This is a genomic window from Corallococcus sp. AB045 (assembly GCF_003668895.1).
GTDB classification, from domain to species: Bacteria; Myxococcota; Myxococcia; order Myxococcales; family Myxococcaceae; genus Corallococcus; species Corallococcus coralloides.
In genome coordinates, this window is record NZ_RAWN01000171.1 from 1 (window position 1) to 20,611 (window position 20,611).

At 70.6% G+C, this 20,611-nt stretch carries 17 protein-coding genes; 8 read left to right on the forward strand and 9 right to left on the reverse strand.

Annotated elements, in window-relative coordinates:
• Positions 1-75: 75 nt before the first annotated feature.
• Positions 76-1,683, reverse strand: a complete 1,608-nt coding sequence (gene dnaK, locus D7Y21_RS31140; protein WP_120568089.1) for a molecular chaperone DnaK — start codon at positions 1,681-1,683, stop codon at positions 76-78.
• A gap of 214 nt (positions 1,684-1,897) precedes the next feature.
• On the opposite strand from dnaK, the gene D7Y21_RS31145 reads away from it, so the two are divergent.
• A complete protein-coding gene (locus D7Y21_RS31145) occupies positions 1,898-2,731 on the forward strand; it encodes a class II glutamine amidotransferase (RefSeq protein WP_121717455.1) in 834 nt (277 codons plus the stop codon).
• Between the two features lie 9 nt (positions 2,732-2,740).
• Here the strand turns inward: D7Y21_RS31145 and mrtX are convergent, their stop codons facing one another.
• The 3 genes from mrtX to polX are packed head-to-tail and all read right to left on the reverse strand — an operon-like array spanning position 2,741 to position 5,854.
• Entirely contained in the window at positions 2,741-3,466 is a 726-nt protein-coding gene (gene mrtX / locus D7Y21_RS31150) for a myxosortase MrtX (RefSeq protein WP_120568084.1), read from the reverse strand.
• Positions 3,463-4,074: a trypsin-like peptidase domain-containing protein gene (locus tag D7Y21_RS31155; RefSeq protein ID WP_120568083.1), complete on the reverse strand. Its 612-nt coding sequence runs from the start codon at positions 4,072-4,074 to the stop codon at positions 3,463-3,465. Before D7Y21_RS31155 ends, mrtX begins: the two co-directional genes overlap by 4 nt.
• 19 nt (positions 4,075-4,093) lie before the next feature.
• Positions 4,094-5,854 (reverse strand): DNA polymerase/3'-5' exonuclease PolX, encoded by a 1,761-nt coding sequence (gene polX, locus D7Y21_RS31160; protein WP_121717457.1) that lies wholly within the window; start codon positions 5,852-5,854, stop codon positions 4,094-4,096.
• Positions 5,855-5,920: 66 nt separating this feature from the next.
• On the opposite strand from polX, the gene D7Y21_RS31165 reads away from it, so the two are divergent.
• From D7Y21_RS31165 to eutB, 7 genes are all read left to right on the forward strand, one after another.
• Positions 5,921-6,235: a Rieske 2Fe-2S domain-containing protein gene (locus D7Y21_RS31165; protein ID WP_014398081.1), complete on the forward strand. Its 315-nt coding sequence runs from the start codon at positions 5,921-5,923 to the stop codon at positions 6,233-6,235.
• Positions 6,236-6,480: 245 nt separating this feature from the next.
• Complete coding sequence (locus tag D7Y21_RS31170) at positions 6,481-6,948, forward strand: molybdenum cofactor biosynthesis protein B (RefSeq protein WP_120594536.1); 468 nt, start codon at positions 6,481-6,483, stop codon at positions 6,946-6,948.
• A 13-nt stretch (positions 6,949-6,961) separates the two neighbouring features.
• Positions 6,962-7,891: a TIGR02757 family protein gene (locus D7Y21_RS31175; RefSeq protein WP_199735519.1), complete on the forward strand. Its 930-nt coding sequence runs from the start codon at positions 6,962-6,964 to the stop codon at positions 7,889-7,891.
• A gap of 77 nt (positions 7,892-7,968) precedes the next feature.
• Complete coding sequence (locus tag D7Y21_RS31180; RefSeq protein ID WP_120568080.1) at positions 7,969-9,924, forward strand: ATP-binding protein; 1,956 nt, start codon at positions 7,969-7,971, stop codon at positions 9,922-9,924.
• Entirely contained in the window at positions 9,921-11,078 is a 1,158-nt protein-coding gene (locus tag D7Y21_RS31185; RefSeq protein ID WP_121717462.1) for a dienelactone hydrolase family protein, read from the forward strand. Before D7Y21_RS31180 ends, D7Y21_RS31185 begins: the two co-directional genes overlap by 4 nt.
• Positions 11,079-11,122: 44 nt before the next feature.
• On the forward strand, positions 11,123-12,520 hold the full coding sequence (locus D7Y21_RS31190; protein WP_121717464.1) for a hypothetical protein: 1,398 nt from the start codon (positions 11,123-11,125) through the stop codon (positions 12,518-12,520).
• A gap of 127 nt (positions 12,521-12,647) precedes the next feature.
• The gene (gene eutB / locus D7Y21_RS31195) at positions 12,648-14,885 is read left to right on the forward strand and encodes an ethanolamine ammonia-lyase subunit EutB (protein ID WP_121717466.1); all 2,238 of its coding nucleotides are present in this window, start codon (positions 12,648-12,650) and stop codon (positions 14,883-14,885) included.
• 27 nt (positions 14,886-14,912) lie between these two features.
• Here the strand turns inward: eutB and D7Y21_RS31200 are convergent, their stop codons facing one another.
• The 5 genes from D7Y21_RS31200 to D7Y21_RS31220 form a co-directional block, all read right to left on the reverse strand.
• Positions 14,913-15,170: a hypothetical protein gene (locus D7Y21_RS31200; protein WP_120568076.1), complete on the reverse strand. Its 258-nt coding sequence runs from the start codon at positions 15,168-15,170 to the stop codon at positions 14,913-14,915.
• A gap of 52 nt (positions 15,171-15,222) precedes the next feature.
• The gene (locus tag D7Y21_RS31205) at positions 15,223-16,710 is read right to left on the reverse strand and encodes an NAD(P)/FAD-dependent oxidoreductase (protein WP_121717468.1); all 1,488 of its coding nucleotides are present in this window, start codon (positions 16,708-16,710) and stop codon (positions 15,223-15,225) included.
• Positions 16,711-16,898: 188 nt separating this feature from the next.
• On the reverse strand, positions 16,899-17,663 hold the full coding sequence (locus D7Y21_RS31210) for an energy transducer TonB (protein ID WP_120568074.1): 765 nt from the start codon (positions 17,661-17,663) through the stop codon (positions 16,899-16,901).
• 117 nt (positions 17,664-17,780) lie between these two features.
• Positions 17,781-18,506 carry a response regulator transcription factor gene (locus D7Y21_RS31215; protein ID WP_120568073.1) on the reverse strand — a complete coding sequence of 242 codons (726 nt, stop codon included), beginning with the start codon at positions 18,504-18,506 and terminating at the stop codon, positions 17,781-17,783.
• Positions 18,503-20,332 (reverse strand): HAMP domain-containing sensor histidine kinase, encoded by a 1,830-nt coding sequence (locus D7Y21_RS31220; RefSeq protein ID WP_120568072.1) that lies wholly within the window; start codon positions 20,330-20,332, stop codon positions 18,503-18,505. The genes D7Y21_RS31215 and D7Y21_RS31220 overlap by 4 nt, the downstream gene beginning before the upstream one ends.
• Between the last annotated feature and the right edge of the window lie 279 nt (positions 20,333-20,611).

Genomic DNA, 20,611 nt, shown 5'->3' on the forward strand with positions numbered 1-20,611 from the left:
CGCGGGGGCCGGGGGCGCGGCGGGCCCTGGCGGCGCGCCAGAGTTCGGATCGGAGGGCTCGGACATCGGCGGTGCCTAGTTGGCCACGGCGGGCAGGTCGCTGCTGTTGTGGCCGGCGAGCCGCGTGTTGCGGTTCGACTGGATCGACTGCTGGATGTCCGCCTCCGTCATGCCGGACGACAACGTGATCGACGTGGACGTCTTCTGGCCCGTCTCCACGTCGCACGCGGACACGTTCACCAGGCCGTCCGTGTTGATCTCGAACGTCACCTCGATCTTCACCTCGCCGCGATACCCGATGCGGAAGCCCGAGAACTCGAACTCGCCCAGCATCTCGCACTCCTCGGCGCGGTTGGACTCACCCTGGTACACGCGGATCTTCACCTTCTCCTGCCCGTCGCGGCTGGTGGTGAAGGTCTTCGACCGGTCGATGGGCACCGGCGTGTTCTTGTCGATGATCTTCTCCGTGTACCCGCCCACGGTTCCAATCCGCAGCGTCAGCGGCGTGACGTCCACCAGGAACGTCTCCGTCTTGCTGTCCAGGAGCGCGTGCGATTGGAGCGCGGCGCCCATGGCCACGACCTGATCCGGGTTGATGCCCTCCAGCGGTTCCTTCTGGAAGTAATGCTTCACCGAGTTGCGGATGATGGGCAGCCGCGTGGGCCCGCCCACCAGGATGACCGCGTCGATGTCCGCCGCCGTCAGCCGCGCGCTCTGCAGCGCCTCGTCGCAGACCTTGAACGTGCGCTGCACCAGGTCCATCACCATGCGGTTGAACTGGTCCTGGTTGAGCGTGTTGCGCAGGTCCATCACGTTGCCGTTGGCGTCCTGGCAGATGCCCTGGCAGAGGATGTCCGCGGTGCCGTTCTGGCCCACGTCGATCTTCGCCTTCTCCGCCGCGTCCTTCAGCATCTGCAGGCAGTACTTGTTCTGCCGCAGGTCCAGCCGCGTGCGGTTGAGGAAGTCCTCCGCCATCCACGTCATGATGCGGTCGTCGAAGTCGTCGCCGCCCAGGTACGTGTCACCCGCCGTGGCCAGCACCTCGAAGACGTCCTTGCCGATCTCCAGGATGGACACGTCGAACGTGCCGCCACCCAGGTCGTAGACGACGACGCGCTGGTTGACGTCCCGGCCGAAGCCGTAGGCCAGCGCCGCCGCCGTGGGCTCGTTGATGATGCGAAGCACCTCCAGGCCCGCGATGCGGCCCGCGTCCTTCGTCGCCTGGCGTTGGTTGTCGTTGAAGTAGGCGGGGACGGTGATGACCGCCTTGCCCACCTCGCGGCCCAGGTACGTCTCCGCGACGGCCTTCATCTCCTTGAGCACCAGCGCGGAGATCTCCGGCAGCGAATAGCTGCGCTCCCGCACGCCGATGCGCACCGAGTTGTTGTCGCCCTCGACGATGCGGTAGGGCATCACCGCCTGCGCCTTCTTCACCTCATCGGAGAAGTAGTACCGGCCAATGAGCCGCTTGGCCGAGTACACCGTGTTCTCGGGGCTGGTGATGATGTTCTTCTTCGCCGCGTTGCCCACCAGCACGGACCCTTCCTCCAGGAAGGACACGCACGAGGCATGCGTCGTCTCGCCCCACTCGTTGGGGATGACCGTGGGCTGGCCTTCATGGACGACCGACACGCATGAGTACGACGTGCCCAGGTCGATGCCGATTGCGATGTCGTCCGCCATTCCGTCTCCGGTGAAGACCTGCACCCCGATTCCTCTGGGAGAGGGTCGTCGGGAAGCGCCCGGAGGTTAGGCGCCACGCTCCAGGGTGTCAATTCAATGGCTGATCAAATGCCAGCCATTTCAAGGGCTTAGCGCCAGAGCAGGGGAGCGGGTTCGCGGCGCTGAACCGGGGTCCCATGGACCTTATTTCTAGGGGTGAAGGGGGGAAATCACCATGTCCGCCATCCTCGCCGCCCTGTCGTCGGACCCCAACCTCCTCCGGTGTGAATTGCACCGGCTGGCCGGGCAGGTCGTCCTCCGCCCGGAAGCGCGCGCCAACGCCCTGGGGGTGGGCTCCTATGCCCAGGAGGAGGTCCTGCTGCGCCGCCTGGCGCCGGACCGGGACCTCACGCTGGACGACCTGGGACCTCCGCACGAATCGGAGGCAGTGCTCTTCCATGCGAACCGGCTGCCGCTCGGCCTGTCGCCCGAGGACAACACCCAGCCCTTCCGGGCCCGCCACTGGTTGTTCGCCCACCAGGGCCCGCTGCCGGACTTCGAGCCCCTGCGCGCCCTGCTGCTTTCACGCGTGCCGGAGCACCTCCAGCGGCTGGTGCGCGGCCCCACGGATAGCGAGGTCCTCTTCGCCCTGTTCCTCACGCGCCTGCGGGAGCTGGGCCGCACGGATGATCCGCGCCTGGAGCCAGCCTCCGCCGGCCGTGTGCTGCGCGACACGATGCGCGAGGTGGAGGCCGCGCTCGTGCAGGTGGGGCAGCGGCGCCTGCCACCGCTCAACATGGTGGCCACCAATGGCACGGTGCTGGTCGCCACGCGTCGCGGTGATGCCCCGCTGTATTACACGCGCCTGGAGGGCAGCGCGGAGTGCGCCCACTGCGGCGTGACGACCACGACACCGGAGACGCATCCGGAGGTGGGCGCGCACCGCCGCCGCCGCACGGTGGTGGTGGCCAGCCACGTGACGCGCACGCACGGCTGGGTGGAGCTGCCGCAGGGCGCGACGCTGACGGTGGGCGCGGACCTCCAGGTCCAGCACCTGCCGCCATCCTGAAAAGGGCCGCTACGGGCCGCCGAAGAAGGAGACCTCCAGGAAGCGCACGTAGAGGTTGCAGGCGGCGTGGAAGAGCGAGCAGCCGATGAGGGTGCCGGTGCGCTCGCGCATCCAGCCGAAGAGGAGGGCGGGGAAGAACACCGCCAGCCGCCACGTCTGGAAGATGGCCAGGTGGCCCAGCGCGAAGAGGAGCGCCGTCACCCAGAAGGCTCGCCCCAGCCGCGCGCCCAGCACCACGCGCCCCTGGGGCCAGGCGTCGCGCAGGCGGGCCTGGAGGTAGCCCCGGTAGAAGAACTCCTCCGGCAGGGCCACGACGAAGAGCTGATCAATCACCCACTCGCCGAAGCGCGGGGGCAGGCGCGGCTGGAAGTGGCCTTCGCCGATGATGGGCGTCAGGTGGTGCGCGAGCGCGGGCGGCAGGTGCGGCACCACCTGCACGAAGGCGGCGAAGCCCGCGAAGAACAGCGGCCCCACGATGGCGCACATCACCAGGAACAGCCGCACGTCCTGCTTCCATGCGCGCAGGGTGAGGCCGTAGTCGCGGTAGTCCTCGTCGCGCCAGCGCATGGGGATGAGCGGCAGGTAGAGGAAGCCCACCGTGGCCACCAGCTTGGGCACGCTGGTGCCCCCGGCGATGAGGAACGCCGCGATGATGCCCAGGAAGCCCAGCGCCCAGAGGCCCATCGCCTCCTGCACCGCGCTCAGCTTGAACGGAGGCCCCGAAGGCCGGCTCATGGCGCGTCCGCCGAGGCGAGCTCCGCCTTCACCGCGGACAGCAGCAGGGCGCGGGCGCCACGGCCCCGGCGCTCGACGACGAGGCCCACCAGCCGCCCGTCCCCGTCATACAGCGGGCTGCCCGGCGCGAGCGTCAGGTCCACGTCGAAGAACGGCGCGGGGGCGGCCTTCGCCACCGCGGCCTTGGGCGTGTCCCGCTGGCCCTTCTTGCGCGCGGGCATGACGCCCACCACCCAGCGGCCCGCGAGCCCCTCCGGCACCAGCCGCACCGGCGCCGCGGGCCACGTGCCCTGGGGACCCGCCACCACCGCGACCTGGAGCGCCGCGCTGGAGAGCACCACGCGCGCCGTCAGCGCATTGCCCGCGTGCACCACCTGGGCGGAGTCGGAGCCCACGTGCGACACGGCGGTGAGCACCTGGCCGTCCGCGCCCACGATGATGCCGGGGCCCGCGTTCTGGGGACCGCGCACGCGCACGGACGAGCGGGCGTGCAGTTCCAGCACGCGCTGGAGGTCGGCGCGCGACGGACGGGCCTCCGCGCTGGCCCACGAGGGCAGGGCCAGGAGGAGACAGAGGAAGGCGGGGACGAGCAGGAACGGGCGGAACATCTTCGCGCCCGGAAGCCTATCAGCGCTCCCGCAGGGCGGCGAGGAAGCTCTCCGCGGACCGGGTGTTGAGGATGTCCTTCTTCCTCGCCCAGCCCCGGCGCGCCGTGGCCACCGCGAAGGCCAGGTTCTTCAGGTCGTCCTGACGGTGCGCGTCGCAGCTCACCACCAGCTTCACCCCGCGCCCCACGGCCTGCCGTACGTACTCGGACTTGATGTCCAGGCGCGCCGGCTTGCCGTTGATCTCCACCGCGACGCCGCGCTCCCGGGCTCGCTCCAGCACCTCCTCCATGCGCAGCGCGTACGGCTCGCGGCTCTGGATGAGGCGGCCGGTGGGGTGTCCCAGGATGTGCAGGTGCGGGTTGTCCAGCGCGGCCAGCACCCGGCGCGTCATCTGGTCCTCGTCCATGGAGTGGCGCACGTGGATGGAGGCGATGACGACCTCCAGCTGCTCCAGCACGCTGTCCGCGTAGTCCAGCGCCCCTGACTCCAGGATGTCCACCTCGATGCCCTTGAGCAGCCGCATGCCGGGCACCGCCGCGTTCACGCGGTCGATCTCCTCCCACTGCCGCTTGAGGTCGTCCACCTTCAGGCCGCCCGCGTGGATGGCCGCCTCGCTGTGCTCGGTGATGGTGAGGTACTTGAGCCCCAGCGCCTGGGCCGCGCGCGCCATCTCCTCCAGCGTGTTGCGGCCGTCGGACCAGGTGCTGTGCGCGTGCACCGCGCCCTGCACGTCCTCCAGGGTCACCAGGTCCTCCGGCAGCTTCCCGGCCCTGGCAGCCTCCACCTCGCCGTTGTCCTCGCGCAGCTCCGGCGGCACCTCCTGCATGTCCAGCAGCCGGTACAGCGTCGCCTCGTCGGGGACGGGGACCTTGGTGCCGTCCTCGCGGTGCACGCCCCACTCCGAAATCTTGAGGCCCTTCTCGTGGCCCAGGTTGCGCAGCCGGATGTGGTGCGCCTTGGAGCCGGTGAAGTGGTGCAGCGCGGTGGCGAAGTCCTCGTCCGGCAGCACGCGCAGGTCCACCTGGAGGTCGCCCTGCACCATGCGCACGGAGCACTTGCTGTCGCCCTTGCCAATCACCGTGGCCACGCCCGGCGCGTTCGCGAGCGCGTCCAACACGGGCCCCGCTTCCTTCGCGGAGGCGATGAGGTCCACGTCGGACACGGTCTCCGCGCGACGGCGCACGCTGCCGCCCAGGCTTGCGCGCACCACGCCCGGGGCCTGGCGGATCCGCTCCAGCAGGCCCACCGCGATGGGGAGCGCGTCACCCAGCAGCTTCCGTTCGCCGCGGGCGCGCCGGTACACGGCGATGCCGTCCAGGAGCTTCGCCTCGCTCTTGGCGCCAAAGCCCTTGAGCGCCCGCACGCGGCCGTCGCGGCAGGCGAGCTCCAGGTCCTCGACGCTGCCCACCTGGAGCTCGCTCCACAGGGCGGCCACCTTCTTCGGGCCCACGTCCGGCAGCTTCATCAGCTCCAGCAGGCCGGCGGGGAACTGGGCCTTCAGCTCCTCGAATGCCGTCATGCGGCCGGTCGTCACCAGCTCGGTGAGCTTTTCGGCGAGCCCCGGGCCGATTCCCTGGAGCTCCTGCAGGCGGCCCTCCGTGACGATGGCGCCCAGGTCCTGCGGCAGGTTCGCGATGCGGTCCGCGCCGATGTCGTAGGCGCGGACGCGGAAGCCGCTCTGCCCCTGGAGCTGGAGCAGGAGGGACATGTCCCGGAGGAGCTGGGCAACGGCCGCCTTGTCGGTGAGCACGGCGGTGGAGGGTGTCACGTCGGGAGTCACGGTCGGGAAATTAATGCCGGGGGAACGGGAGTGCAGGCCCGGACGGGTTGTGGGAAAAGGAACGCAATGACGAAGATCAAGCTGGGCCCCGCGGACTTCGCCGAGAGGGAGATGCGGGGTTATGAAATCGGCAAGCGCAACGTCTGCATCGCGAAGATCCACGGCCGCTACAAGGGCCTCGATGACTGGTGCAACCACGCCGGATGTCTGCTGTCGGGCGGACGCCTCGAGGACAACATGGTCGTGTGCCCGTGCCATGAGGTCGGCTTCGACATGGACTCGGGGAAGAACGCGACTTCGCCCGGCGTCTGTGATGACCAGCCGACGGTGCAGCTCACGGTCGAGGACGGAACGCTCGTCGTCGACCTGCCCGACGTTTGAGCCTTCCTCATTCAGGAGCGTCCACCATGGGACACGACGGACACGATCACGACCATGACCACGGTCATGGCCATCACCACCACGGCCATTCGCACGACCACGGCCACGGCCATTCGCACGACCACGACCATGGCCACGGGCATTCGCACGACCACGGTCATGACCACGGCCACTCGCACGACCATGACCACGGGCACTCGCACGAGGGCTCCCCGGTGGCGGCGGAGCACAAGTCGCGCGCGCCGGTGCATGTCAGCGCGTATGTGGTGACGTGCTCGGACAGCCGGGACGAAGCGCACGACGGCAGCGGGAAGGACCTGCGCGAGGGCCTGGCCGCCGCGGGACACACCGTCGCCGGGCACACGGTGGTGAAGGATGATCCGGAGGCCATCCGGGGCGCGCTCGCGCAGGCTCAGGCCGCGGGGGCCCGCGCGGTGCTCTTCACGGGTGGCACGGGCATTGGCCGGCGCGACTGCACGGTGGAGACGCTGCGCGCGCTCTTCGAGAAGGAGCTGCCCGGCTTCGGCGAGCTGTTCCGGATGCTGTCGTTCCAGCGCATCGGCAGCCCCGCGATGATGTCGCGCGCCACGGCGGGCACCTACCAGGGGATGATCCTCTTCGCGCTGCCGGGCTCTCCGCAGGCGGTGCGGCTGGCGCTGGACGCGCTCATCCTCCCGGAGCTGGGCCACGCGGTGCGCGAGCTCACGCGTTAGGACTGGACGCGTGATGAAGAAGCGCCGTGTCGCGCACACCGGCTTGAGCACCCAGGCGGCCGACCTCCTGCGCCCCCGCCTGGATGCCTTCCTGGCCTCCACGGACCCGAAGGCGCGCATCGGGTTCGACCCGGTGGAGTTCCCCCACCGCTACACGGATCCACGCGACGTGGAGGTCAGCGCGCTGCTCGCGGCGGCGCTGGCCTACGGGCGCGCGGACCTCTTCCGCCCGAAGGTGGACGCGCTCCTGAATCAGATGGGGCCGTCGCCCGCGGCCTTCGTGCGCGCGCTGGATGTGAAGGGCGCGAAGGCGCTGCTCACGGGCTTCGTGTACCGCTTCAACGTGGGCACCGACCTCGCGGTGCTGCTGCTGGGCATGGGCCGCGCGCTGCGCGAACACGGCAGCCTGGAGGCCCTGTTCGTGCGGGGCTTCCAGGCGGGCGGCACGCTGCACGGGGCGCTCGCGGCCTTCACCGCCGCGCTGCGGGACGTACCCATGGACTCGCTCCGCGAGGCGATGGGGCCGGAGCGGGGACTGCATCACCTGCTGCCTTCTCCGCTGGGGCCGGGCGCGGCGAAGCGCCTCAACCTGTACCTGCGCTGGATGGTGCGCGGACCGGACGCGGTGGACTTCGGCATCTGGAAGCAGGTGCCCGCCTCCGCACTGCTGGTTCCATTGGACACGCACATCGGACGCATGGCGCTCCACCTGGGACTCACGCAGCGTACGGACCTCACCTGGCGGACCGCCGAGGAGGTGACGGCATCGTTGCGGGCGCTCGATCCCGAGGACCCCGTCCGCTACGACTTTGCTTTGTGCCACTACGGAATGAGTGGCGCCTGCCCGGCGAAGACACTGCCCCACCACTGCGAGGGTTGCTCGCTCCTACCTTCCTGCAAGGTAGGCCCCCGCGTCGTCGCGCGCGGTTCACTGCAATTCTGAGTCCCACCCGACCCGGAAATGGGCTACGGGCAGTCCGCGCGGCCCCGCGTTGACGGGTTGGCGCGGTCAAGGCTGCAATGCGGTCGGGCGACGCGGGGAGGATGATCCCGCGGGGCGTGAGGAGCGACGCGGTGCACGCAATGCTGGTGGCGGTTCCAGCCCCGGTGGCCCAGGACGTGGAGCGCGACCTTTGCGCCACGGCCGAGGGGCGCGCGTGTCGTGTGATCCGCGTGGAGTCCCCGCCGGAGCCGCTGCCCGAAGGACTCCTCGTCCTGTGGGATCACGGCGGTCCGCTGGAGGCCGTGAAGGCGCGCTGCCAGTGGGCACACGCGCGCCGGTTGCAGACGCGCACGTGGCTGGTGGTGTTGACGAAGCGCGAGGGCGAGGAGGCGGAGGCGCTGGTGGCCGCGGGCGCGGACGAGTGCGTGGCGCCGCCCGGCACGCGCTGGGGCGCGAGGCTCGTGGCGCTGCGGCGCAGGTCCTCGGACGGGGACGCGCAGGCGCTCCGGCGGGCCCGCGACATGTTCCAGGGCGCGCTGGACGCGGTGCCGGAGCCGCTGTTCATCAAGGACCGCGAGCACCGGCTCGTGGCGGTGAACAGCGCCTACTGCCGCCTGCTGGATCAACCCGCCGATGCGCTGCGGGGCACGGTCTCCTCGGCGCAGGTGCCGTCGCACGAGGCGGAGGCGTCATGGCGCCAGGACGAGCGCGCCTTCACCACCGGTCAGACCGTGGAGGACGAGGGCTCCTTCACCGACGCCAAGGGCCGCTCGCGCGAGGTGCTCACGCAGCGGGCCGCGTACATGCTGCCCAACGGCGAGCGCTTCCTGGTGGGGCTGGTGCGCGACGTCACCGAGCGCTCCCGCCTGGAGACGCAGCGGCGGCTGGCGGAGCGGATGACGTCCGTGGGCACGCTGGCCGCGGGCGTCGCGCATGAAATCAACAACCCGCTCTCGTACGTGACCTCCAACCTGGCCTACCTCTGGGAGCGCGTGGCGCAGCCGGTGGTTCCGGTTCCGACCGAGCAACTGGAGGAACTGCGGCAGGTGGTGGCGGAGGCGCTGGAGGGCGCGGGGCGCGTGCGCTCCATCGTGCGCGACCTGCGGACGTTCTCGCGCACGGAGGAGGAGCAGCACGGTCCGGTGGACGTGCGGCGCGCGGTGGAGGGCGCGATCAAGCTGATGCGCGACGATCTCCAGCACCGCGCGTGCATGGCGTGCGACCTGGAGCCGGTGGCCGCGGTGCACGGCAACGAGGGCCGGTTGGGCCAGGTCGTCACGGGCCTGCTGACGAACGCGCTCCAGGCCTTCGGCGACCGGCCCCCGGAGGAGAACCTCATCAAGCTGCGCGTGCGTCCGGGCCGCGAGGGCCACGTGCTCATCGAGGTGGAGGACAACGGGCACGGGATGCCCGCGGAGGTGCGCCAGCGCATCTTCGATCCGTTCTTCACCACGCGCTCGCCCAAGGGCGGCACGGGCCTGGGCCTGTCCATCTGCCTGACGCTGGTGCACGCGATGGGCGGCCACATCGAGGTGGCCAGCGAAGAGGGGCAGGGCAGCCTCTTCCGCGTGGAGCTGCCGGCGCTCACGTTGCCGCCCGAAGCCGCCCGGACCGCGCAGGCCACCCCGGCCGTGGCGGAGGACCCCGCGCAGCCGGTGCGCGCGACGCGCGACCTGCGCCGGTTGCTGCTCATCGACGACGAGCCGGCGGTGGGCAGCGCGGTGAGCCGCCTCTTGCGAAACCTCTACGAGGTGCACGTCATCCAGGACGCGCGCGAGGCCCTGAAGCGCCTGTCGCACGGCGAGAAGTTCGACGCCATCCTCTGCGACCTCATGATGCCGGGCATGAGCGGCATGGACTTCCTGGTGGAGCTGGAGCGGCTGGCGCCGGAGCTGGCGCCGCGCACCGGCCTGATGACGGGCGGGGTGAACCCGCAGGCCCGTGAGTTCGTCGGCCGCCGCGCGCGAGAGCTGCTGGAGAAGCCCTTCGAGCGCGACCAGCTGTGCACCTTCGTCGAAACCCTGATGCAATGAAGCACCGGACGCGCTGGACGCTGGGGGCCGTGCTGGCGGCCCTGCTGGTCGCGGTCGTCTTCCTGCTCCCGCCCGAGCTGCGAGGGCTGTCCTTCGTGCTGCGCGCGGCGGGGCTCCACGGCACCACGGCCACTGCCCTGGCCAGCAGCTACGGCACCGGGGCCTTCAGCGTCGCGGACCTGAGCATCCCCACGCGCCACGGGCCGATGCGTGGGCGGCTCTACCGTCCGGACCGGCGCAGGGGACGGCTCATCGTGCTCACGTCGGGCGTGCACGCGGCGGGCATCGACGAGCCCCGGCTGGTGAGGCTGGCGGAGGACCTGGCGATGGGCGGACATCCGGTGCTCACGCCGGAGCCGCCGGACCTGCTGCGCTACGAAATCACGCCGTGCCTGCCGGACGACATCGAGGACACGGCCCTGTGGGCGCTGGGACCGGGAGCGCTGGCGCCGGAGGGGAAGGTGGACCTCTTCGGCATCAGCTTCTCCGGAGGGCTGTCCGTCGTCGCGGCGGGCCGGCCCGCGCTGCGCGACAAGGTGGCCGCGGTGCTGTCCTTCGGCGGGCACGGCGATCTGTCGCGCGTGCTGTCCTTCCTGTGCACGGGCGTGCAGGCGGACGGGGTGCACCGCAAGCCGCACGACTACGGCGTGGTGGTCATCCTGCTGAACGTCGCGGACCGGCTGGTGCCGCCGGAGCAGGTGAAGGCCCTTCGCGAGGGCGTCCTGAAGTTCATGCACGCGTCGCACCTGACGCTCGTGGACTCGAAGCAGGCGGAGGCCGCGTTCGCGGAGGCGCGCGCGATGGAGGCCACGCTGCCGGAGCCCGCGGCCACGCTGCTGCACCAGGTGAACACACGCGACGTGGCCGCACTGGGGACCCGGTTGCTGCCCTTCGTGAAGGACTTCGCCGGAGACCCGTCGCTGTCGCCGGAGCGCTCCCCCGCGCCCCGGGCGCCGGTGTACCTGCTGCACGGGACGGACGACTCCGTCATCCCCGCCATCGAATCCACGCTGCTGGCGCGCGCGCTGGAGCCACACACGCACGTGCACCTGCGGCCCACGCCGCTCATCACCCACGCGGAGATGGACCGGCAGGTCAGCGCGATGGAGGCGCTGAAGATGGTGCGCTTCTGGTCGGCCCTCCTCGGCGAGTAGTTCGCCACCGCGCGACTTGACGGGCGAGCCTGGAAGCGGCTGCCATGGCGGGCATGTCCGTGTCCCTCATGGTGTCGTTCGGGCTGGGTTGGCTGTTGGCGGCATCGCCCTCGCAGGTGGGGCGCATCGTTCCGTGTACGCCGGACTCCGCTGATTGGAAGGCGGCGCAGGAGGAGCTGTCCGCGTTCGACGCGCGGATGGAGGCGCTCCCGGAGGACGGTGAAGGGGAGGAGGCGCGGACGGGCCTTCAGTTGCTGCTGAGCCACCGCTGCTTCAGCGTCGCTCGCGAAGAGGAGACGCGGGAGCCGCTGACGTGGGACGAGGAGCACCGCGTGCCCGCGCTCGCGTTGAAGACGTGGTGGCGCGACGGGGGCAAGGAGTACTTCGCATCCCAGCTGGAGCTGGGCCGTCCCGGCGCCCACACCGTGGTGATTGCGCCGGATCTGCGCGACGTGCTGTCTCGTGAGACCTCACCGAAGCACCGGCTGGCGCCCCTGCTGTGCCCCACGAAGGCCGGGACGTGCGGCGCGGAGACGGAGGCCTGGCGCGTCAGGGCGGAGCAGACCGCCCTCCTGCCACGGAACCGGCGCTACAGGGATTCTGGTGACCGTGCCGCTCCTCGCCCGGACTGTGCGGCGGTCGCCCGGAAGCGTCCCTTGCGTGGACGCTACAAGGCGTGGCGCGAGTGCATGGGGGACAGCGAGGGCGCGCGCCCCCTGCAATCGGCGTTGCCGCTGGGACGCATCCGCGCACCGATGGATGGCTGGCTGGTGGTCCGGGGGAGGCGGGGGCACTACACGTTCTGCGACCAGGTCGATGCGTTCCACCTGGCGACAGGCACCACGTACCGCTCGAACAGTTGCTCCAAGTTGCGCATTGCATACCGAGGCAACGTGGACACGGCGGAGACGGATGCCGCGCGCAAGGCCCAGGTGACCGTGGGACGGGTGGCGCCGGAGCGCCTGCGTGAGCTGACGTGGATGATGCTGATGGAGCCGGAGGTGCGGGACGGCGTGCAAATGGCGGCCCTGCGCGTCCCGGTGCCGAAGGGAATCCCGATCGAGTGGCCCGCGAAGAACGATGATCGAGGAAGAGGCGGCTTGTCCGGAGCTGGTGCTTGGAACTCAGGGCAGACGCTCCTGGGATGGACCTGGCTTCCGCCCGCGAACGAGGAACCCTGGTCCGGCGAGTTCACGTTCCCCATGACCTATGAGCTGGGGGAGGACCACATCAACGTCCTCCTGGAGGAGACAGAAGCAACGTTCCAGGAGGGATGCCCGGCGGTGCCGCCGCCCGTCGCGCTGCTTGACCACACTCGCGAACCTGGCGTCAGCGACGTGGATGCGCCGGAAGGCGTGGGGCATGAGCAGGACGCGCGCGTGATGGCCCTGCGCACCTGGAGCCCTCCTCCGGGATGCACGCCAGGTCGTGACGGCGGTTGAGCCTGGGTGACAGCCTGACGATTGCAACACCAAGCATCGTGGAGGGCAGCCGTCCGGGCGTCACACAGGTGACAAGGCGCTGAGGGGATGGTGGCGCGGCGGGGCCTCCGGTTAAAGCTCACGGCCCATGAACGTCCGCATCCCCGACGTCCTCCCCCACGAAGACGTGTTGGACTACGTGCAGCGCCTGCGCGGCGGCTTCGATGCGCGCCTGTATCAGCAGGTGCTGGGCGCGGCGAATGCGTTCAAGGAAGGCGACGAGGCCATTGGCGTCGCGGCGGCGGACGAGGAGTCGCGGCGCAACGCGCGGACCCTGTTGTCTCGCACGCGGCTGGACGACCTGCACGCGCATCCTCCGTTCGAGGACCGGCTGTATGTCTTCAACCTGGAGGCGTGGGACGCGGCGCGCTGGAAGCGCGTGGCGGATTGGACGCTGGGCCGGCTCAAGGGCTTCCTGCTCACCGCGCCGGAGCCCCAGGTGCATGACGCACTGGACGGGCTGCCCAGTGACGTCATCGCGTGCGTCGTGAAGTTGATGAGCGACGCGGAGCTGAAGACAGTCGGTGGGCGCATCTTCCATCCGTTGCCGGGCAGCCGAGTGGGCGCGAAGGGCTACCTGGGCGCTCGGCTTCAGCCCAACTCACCCACGGATCATCCCGAGGAGATCCGCTGGCAGGTGTTCAACGGGTGGTCCTTCGCGGTGGGCGACGTGGTGCTGGGGACCAACCCGGTGTCGTCGGACGTCACGTCGGTGGCCGCGGTGGAGTCCGCGCTGCACGACGTGCTGGTGACGTTCGGGTTGGAGGAGGTGATACCCCACTGCGTGCTCGCGCACATCGACGTGCAGGCGCAGGTGGAGGCGATGCGGCCGGGCACCACGGGCATCTGGTTCCAGAGCCTGGGTGGGAACGAAGCGGCCAACCGCACCTTCGACGTGACGCTGGAGAAGATGGTGGCGCACGCGGCGGCGCGCACCGGGCGCTGGGGCCTGTACTTCGAGACGGGGCAGGGCGCGGACGCGACGAACGGGCACCACCACGGCACGGACATGCTCATCCACGAGTCGCGCAAGTACGGCTTCGCGCGAGCGCTCAAGCGCCGCGTGGCCCTGGCGCAGGTGGGCGCGGGGCGGGACGCGGCGCCGTGGGTGCACGTCAACGACGTGGCGGGCTTCATTGGCCCGGAGGTGTTCCGCACGCGCGAGCAGCTGGTGCGCTGCTGCCTGGAAGACATCGTGATGGGCAAGCTGCACGGCCTCACGCTGGGCCTGGACGTGTGCTCCACGCTGCACATGGACGTCACGCTGGATGACCTGGGCTGGTGCCAGGAGCAGCTCGCGGAGGCCGGGCCCGCGTACCTGATGGCGCTGCCCACTCGGAATGATCCGATGCTCAGCTACCTCACCACGTCCTTCCAGGACCACGTGCGGCTGCGCGAGCGGTACGGCCTGAAGGTGGATGACCGGATGTGGGCGTTCTTCCAGCGCCTGGGTGTCATCGACGCGGACGGCCGGCCCACGAAGCACTTCGGCGACCCGGCCCACGTCTACGTGCACTACCGCCGCCACAAGGGCGACACGCGGACGGAGGCGGAGCTGCGCGTGGAGGCGGAGGCGAAGATGGCGGAGGTGCGCGCCCGGGGCGTGCCGCTGGCGGTGGGGCATGGCGAGGCGCCCTGGACGCTGGAGCCCTCGCTGGAGCGGGAGGTGCGCGGCCTCTACGACGACGGCAAGGTAGGGCTGTGGTCGGAGCTGTCCGACGCGGCGGTGGAGGCCCTGCCGGGCGCGGTGCGGCTGCGGACGCGCTCCGAGGACCGGCGCGACTACATCCTGCACCCGCCGTCTGGCGAGTCGCTGGACGAGTCCTCGGAGGCGACGGTGCGCGCGCTGCGGGAGCGGCACGCGGGCCGGTACGACGTGCAGGTGGTCGTGTCGGACGGGCTGGATCCGCGGTCGCTGATGGACGAGGGCCACCTGACGCCGTTCCTGGCGCGGCTTCGCGCGGAGCTGGAGGCGACGGGCTGGAGGGTGGCGCCGGAGGTGCTGGTGGTGAAGCACGGCCGGGTGCGCGCGGGCTACCAGGTGGGCCACCTGCTGTTCGGCGCGGAAGGGGACCTGCGTCCGCGCGCCCTGGTGCATGTGATTGGCGAACGCCCCGGCTCCGGGCACCACGCCTTCTCCGCGTACCTCACCGTGCCGGACGCGGACACCTGGGCGAAGCCGGGCGCGGTGGACCACGACCGCACCCGGCTCATCGCCGGAATCTCAGACACCAGCGTCCGGCCGGAGGACGCCGCCGTGGAGTCAGCGCGGATCCTCGCGGAGACGCGGACTTCCACCGCCCCCGTGGTGTCGGGGGTGGCCTAGCAGCCGATGCTGTCTGCATTCAACGGCTCAGCACTCCTGGATGTACTCCGAGTAGACCGACCGGCCGCCCCAGTAGTAGAGCCCTCCGCAATAGCACCCATACTCACCAATGAGCTGTGTGTGCGCGGCGTCGCTGTAGTACCGGTACAGGTTCGCGTTCGGCTCGTTGGAACAGTCCGGCAGCGGCGCCTCCTGCGTGGCCAGGTTCGGCTCGGACTCCTGCTCCATGGGACCGCCACAGCCCACCGCCATCGCCAACAGACCGCCCATCAGAAACGTGCGCATGTGTCCTCCGTGAGGGGGCACAAACCATACGCGGTTTACGTCAGACAATGCTTCAGCGCACCGCGGCGATGCTTGCCGCGGTGCGCACGCCACCCACCGCGGTGGCCAGCGTGCTCTGCCCCGGGAACACGGAGTCCCCCACGAGCCACAAGCCACGCTGCGCCTGGAACGGTCCCAGGATGCGGTAATTGTCCAGCCCCGCGCGCCGGGGAACGCCGCCCACCGCGCCGGCCTCTCGCAACGTGAAGCGCTGGAACGTGCGCGGCGACGCCGTCATGACGTGCACGACGTTGGCCATCCACTCCGGGAGCAGCGCGTCCAGGTTCTCGCGCATGCGCGCATGGAGCCCGGCGAACCAAGGCGCCTGTTCTTCCGGCGTCATGCCCGCGAGCTTCTTCAACGACACGTGCGTGGACACCGTCACCGTGCGCTGTCCCGGCCGCGCCCGTCCTTCGTCCGACGCTCCGCTTACTGAGGCGAAGAGGTGGTTGCCTTCGATGAACGGTGCCTGCTCATCGCGCACCAGTTCGAAGTGATGCGCGCTGGCGGAGTCACCTTCGGGAGGCCGCACCACGAGGTAGAGCATCGCCGCGCCCCAGCCGTCATCCACGCGCTCCGCGAGCGCATCCACCCGGGGCAGCCGCCCCACCGGAACCTCCAGCAGCGTGCGCAGCCCTTGAGGCAACACGTTGGCCACCACATGCCGGGCGAGCAGCTCACCCCTGCGTGCCGTCACCCGCCAGCCCCCATCCACCGGAGTCACCGCGCGCACCCGGTTCGCCATGAACACGTCACCGCCCCGGGCCGAAATGGCCTTCGTCAGCGCCGCCGCCAGCCGGCCGATGCCGCCCCGGACATGGCCCGTGCCGCGCCAGTAGTAGTCCATCGCCGCGAACGCGAACGGCGCCTCCGCCTCCGCCGCGGGGCACTGCACGGTGATCTGACAGAGCGCATCCAGGTACGTGCGCAGCGGCGTGAAGCCCTCCAGCCCGTGATGCGCGAGCACCGCGCCCAGCGGGCGGCCCAGCCACCGCGCCAGCGGCGCGTACGACCACGCGCGCCCCGCGTGCCGCATCAGCGTCTTCAGGTTCAACGGCGGCAACAGCTCCGGGTCATCGAACAGCGGCCACAGCGCACCGGCCACCTGTCCCTGCAACTCGAAGAAGCGCCGCACGCCCCGCACGGGCGCTCCAGGCAGCGCACAGAGTTCCTCGATGAGCCGGTCCCGGTCGCGGTGCACCGGCAACCGCATCCCCGGGGTTCGCAGCTCCACCAGGGGATCCAACCAGTCCACCGTCACGTCCAGCGCATGCTCGCGGATCCACCGGCCGAAGAGCTGATGCTCACCGAAGCCGGAGAACAGCGTGGCGCCGGATTCGAAGCCGTAGCCACCACGCCGGAAGGTGCTCGCGCAGCCGCCCGGGTAGTTGAGCCCTTCGCACAGCGCCACCCGGGCGCCCCGGCGGCACAACTCCAGCGCCGTACCCAGGCCCCCGAAGCCCGCACCCACCACCACCGCGTCGTACCAGGTGTCCGCCATGGCTCGAGTGAAAGGACCGGCACCGGAAGCGGGCCGGGGGAGACCCGCTCCTTCCGGTGCCGGTATCGCGCACATGGCCAGGCGCGACGGGAGTCTCCTAACGGGCCCGCACTCCCGCCGCGATTCTTTTCCCCACTCGAGGGGGAGACAGGCGGCCAGCCGCTTCCACTGGCGGACACCCGCCCCTGCTACCGGGGCATCTTCAGCCTGATGTTGAACGTGTACGACACGTTCACCGGACGGCCCTGGAAGGTCAGCGGCTGATACGTCCGCGAGTAGAGGGACTCCAACACCGCGTCATTCATGAACGGCAGGCCCTTGATGATGCGGCAGTCGCGCACCCGGCCCTCCGTGGTGATGACGCACTTCGCGATGATCATCCCCTCCACGCCCGCACGCTGCGCATCGAGCGTGTAGCTGAACTGCGAACCACTCAGCATCTTCGGGGGCGTCATCCCACCCTGGAAGGGCAGCACGTCCGTGCCCGTGGGCGCGGTCGGCACGAGGCTCGCCACGGCGAGCGCACCGATGGGGCTGGTGCTGTTCGGATCCCCGTTCGGGTCACCCACCGGACCGGTCTCGCCCGTGCCCGTCGCGTCGGTGGTGGCCGCCGCGTCCGCGATGGTCGTCGGCTCCGGATCCGGCGTCGCCTCCGGCGGATCCGCGGGCAGCGGCTTCGGGTTCAGCGGGATGCGGTCCGTGCGCGGCTTGGGCTTCGGCTTCGGTGCGGTCGTCGTGGCCGGCTTCGGCTGCACGGCCTGCTTCGTCCCCAGCTGGATGGTAGGCGGACGGAAGACGAGGTCCCCGAGCGGCTTCTCGACGATCTCGGGCGCGCGGCCGGAGATGAAGAACACCAGGCCCAGGAGCCCCGCGTGCACGCCGATGGACACCCACGCGCCCGTGCCGAACCGTCCCGAGCGCACTCCCCGCCGTTCGATGACCGACTCAAACATCTGACCCGCCTCCTGTTCGGGGCGGACGCTCCAGGCGTCCCGTCCCCACAAGATGCAAGGTACGAAGTCCCGCCAGTCGAAAGGCCGACGGGGCTCCATGTGTTGGTCATGGTTGCGTCATGACGGGCCGCCGCCCAGGACCTCCATGCGGTAGCCCACGCCGCGCAGCGTGTGGATGGTGAAGCCGGACGTGCTCGTCCACCCGAGCTTCTTCTTCAGGTTCGACACGAAGTTGTCCACCGTGCGCGGATCCACCACGACGTCGCGGCCCCACACCGCGTCCAGGATTTCGCCCCGGGGCAGGGCGCGGTCGCGGTGGCGCAGGAGGAACGCCAGCAGGTCGAACTCCGTGCGCGTCAGGTCCACCTCACTGCCGTCCGCCCGCAGCACCGCGCGGCGGCCCAGGTCCAGCGTGAAGGCGCCAAAGGTCACCACCTGCGGCGGCGCCGTGCCCGCGCGGCGCACCAGCGCCTGCACACGCGCGAGCAGCTCTCGCAGCCGGTAGGGCTTGGTGAGGTAGTCCTGCGCGCCGGCCTCGAAGCCGCGCACCAGGTCGTCCTCCAGCGAGCGCGCGGTGAGCATCAGCACCATGCTCTTCACGCCCTCCGCGCGCAGGCGGCGGCAGAAGCTGTAGCCGTCCTCGCCCGGCAGCATCACGTCCAGGATGAGCAGGTCGAACACCCGCGACTCCAGGTGCGGCGCGGCGTCCTTCGCGGACGGGGCGTCCGTCACGTCGTAGCCCTCGTCGCGCAGGTTGTCGCGCAGGCCCATGCGCAGGTTGGCGTCGTCCTCGACGATGAGGATGGTGGGGCGGGTGGTGGAGCCTGGCGTCTGCGTCGTCATCGGCGCGTCTCGGGAAAGGTCAGGGCGAAGGTCGTGCCTTCGGGACCGGAGGAGGCCACCTGGATGCTGCCCTGGTGCAGGCCCATGATTCTGCGGCACAGCGCCAGCCCCAGGCCACTTCCATGCACTTCCGGCCCGGGCGTTGTCAGACGGTAGAAGTCCTGGAACACGCGCTCCCATTCCTCCGGGGGAATGCCCACCCCGTTGTCGCTGAAGAGCACCGTGGCGCCAAAGCCCGGCTGCGGATAGGCGCGCACCGTAAGGACCACCGGGCTTCGCAGGTTGTAGAGACAGGCGTTGCGGCCCAGGTTGGCGAAGAGCATCCGCACGAGCGACGCGTCCGCGTCCAGCTCCACGTCCCCCACGTCCGAGCTCAGCTCCACCGGCACGGTGACGGCGTCCATCAGGTCGTCGCGCAGGTTGCCCACCGCCTCCTCCAGCCGCACGCGCGCGGGCCTGAGCGCCCATCGCCCCTTGTCGATGCGGTTGAAGGACAGGATGTTCTCCACCAGGAAGTGCAGCCCCTCCGCCGCGCGCACGATGCGGGTGGGGTAGTCCCCCGCCTCCGGACTCTTGCCCAGCCGGCGCTCCAGCGTCTCCCCCAACAAGCGGATGGACGCGAGCGGCGTGCGCAGTTCGTGGGACACGGTGGAGACGAAGTCGCTCTTGAGCTCCACGAAGCGGTACTTGCGCTGCTGGGCCACCACCGCCAGCGCCGCGATGGCCGACGCGAGCGCGCCGCACGCCGCGACGAGCAGCGTCTTCAGGCCGTACCGCGCCTCGATGTCCGCCTCCGCCGCGGCCCAGCCGGGCGTGGCCACCTCCAGCCCCGGGTGCTTCAGGGGCCGCGCCACGCCGCCGGGCCCCAGCCGCACCTGGCCATCCCGGGGGATGAGGTTGCGACCTCGCAGCTCCTGCGTCAGGTCCGACAGCAGCGCGCCCATGTCCACGGCCAGCCCGTGCACCTGCTCGGCCGCGGGCTCCACGTACCACTGCTCCGCGAGCAGCGTGGGCCCGTCCAGCGGCTCCGGCAGCACCAGGGCGCCCGCGCCGGCCTCCTGCACGCGCGCCACGAAGGCTTCGGACGGCTCCGACAGGGTTCGGCTCAGCGCCACGATGCGCGCCTGGAGGAAGTTGAAGTCCGGCTGCGTGAGCTGGGACCGGGCGCGCAGCAGGTTGCGCTGCAGGCCCGCGTCCCGCGCCATGCCGCCCAGCTCCTCCGGGAGGCCTTCGCGCACCAGCGCCCGGATGAGGGGCTGCGTGTCCTCGCCGCGTTGCAGGTACTCCACCATCAGCAGGGTGAAGGGCAGCTCCTGATCCGCCGGCAGCGGGTGCGCCGCGTGGTAGCGCAGCAGGGACTCCACCGCCGCGTCCTTGCGCGCCTCGCTGCCGGAGGCCAGCGCGGCCTCCGTCGCGCGCAGCCGGGCCAGCCGCTCCTGGTAGGGCGAGGGGGCCTGACCGTCCCCCAGCGCGTGCGCCAGTATCGTGTAGTTGGCCTGGGCCGGGACGTCCGCGCCCTCCCGGGGCCAGTCCACGCGCGGCAGGAACTGGTGGCCGCGGAAGAGCAGGTAGTAGCCCTCGGCGGGCAGCAGCGGGTCGCCCACGGCCGCGTTGAGCTTCGGCAGGTGGGTCTTCATCATCTGCGCGAGCGCGGTGCGCAGCGACTCGGCCGCCAGCTGCTCCAGGGCAATGCGCCGCGAGCGCACCTGGGCGCGCGCGTCCTCACGCTCCTGGGTGAAGATGCGCTGGAGGCTCACCAGCCCCCATCCGAGGGCCAGCAGTCCGCAACCCAGGGCGAGCAATGTGGGGAGGAGTCGGCGCAGCATTCGCGTCCCGCGGGACTGTAGCAGTGTCGACAGGTTTGCGGGCCTGGAGCCTCCAGGGTGAATAAAGTGGGGGAAGCCCGCGTCCCCTCGGGTGTCTGAAGATCGGAGACGGAGTCATGGGTTCTCGATGGTGGATGGGTTTGATTGTCGGCCTGGCGACCCAGGGGGCGTTCGCGCAGACCTCGCCGGTCGCCGCGGATGACTGGGGCGATGACGGGTACGCCCAGCAGTCCAACGCGGATGATTCCGGGCCCATCGCGCCCTCACCGCCCCCTGACC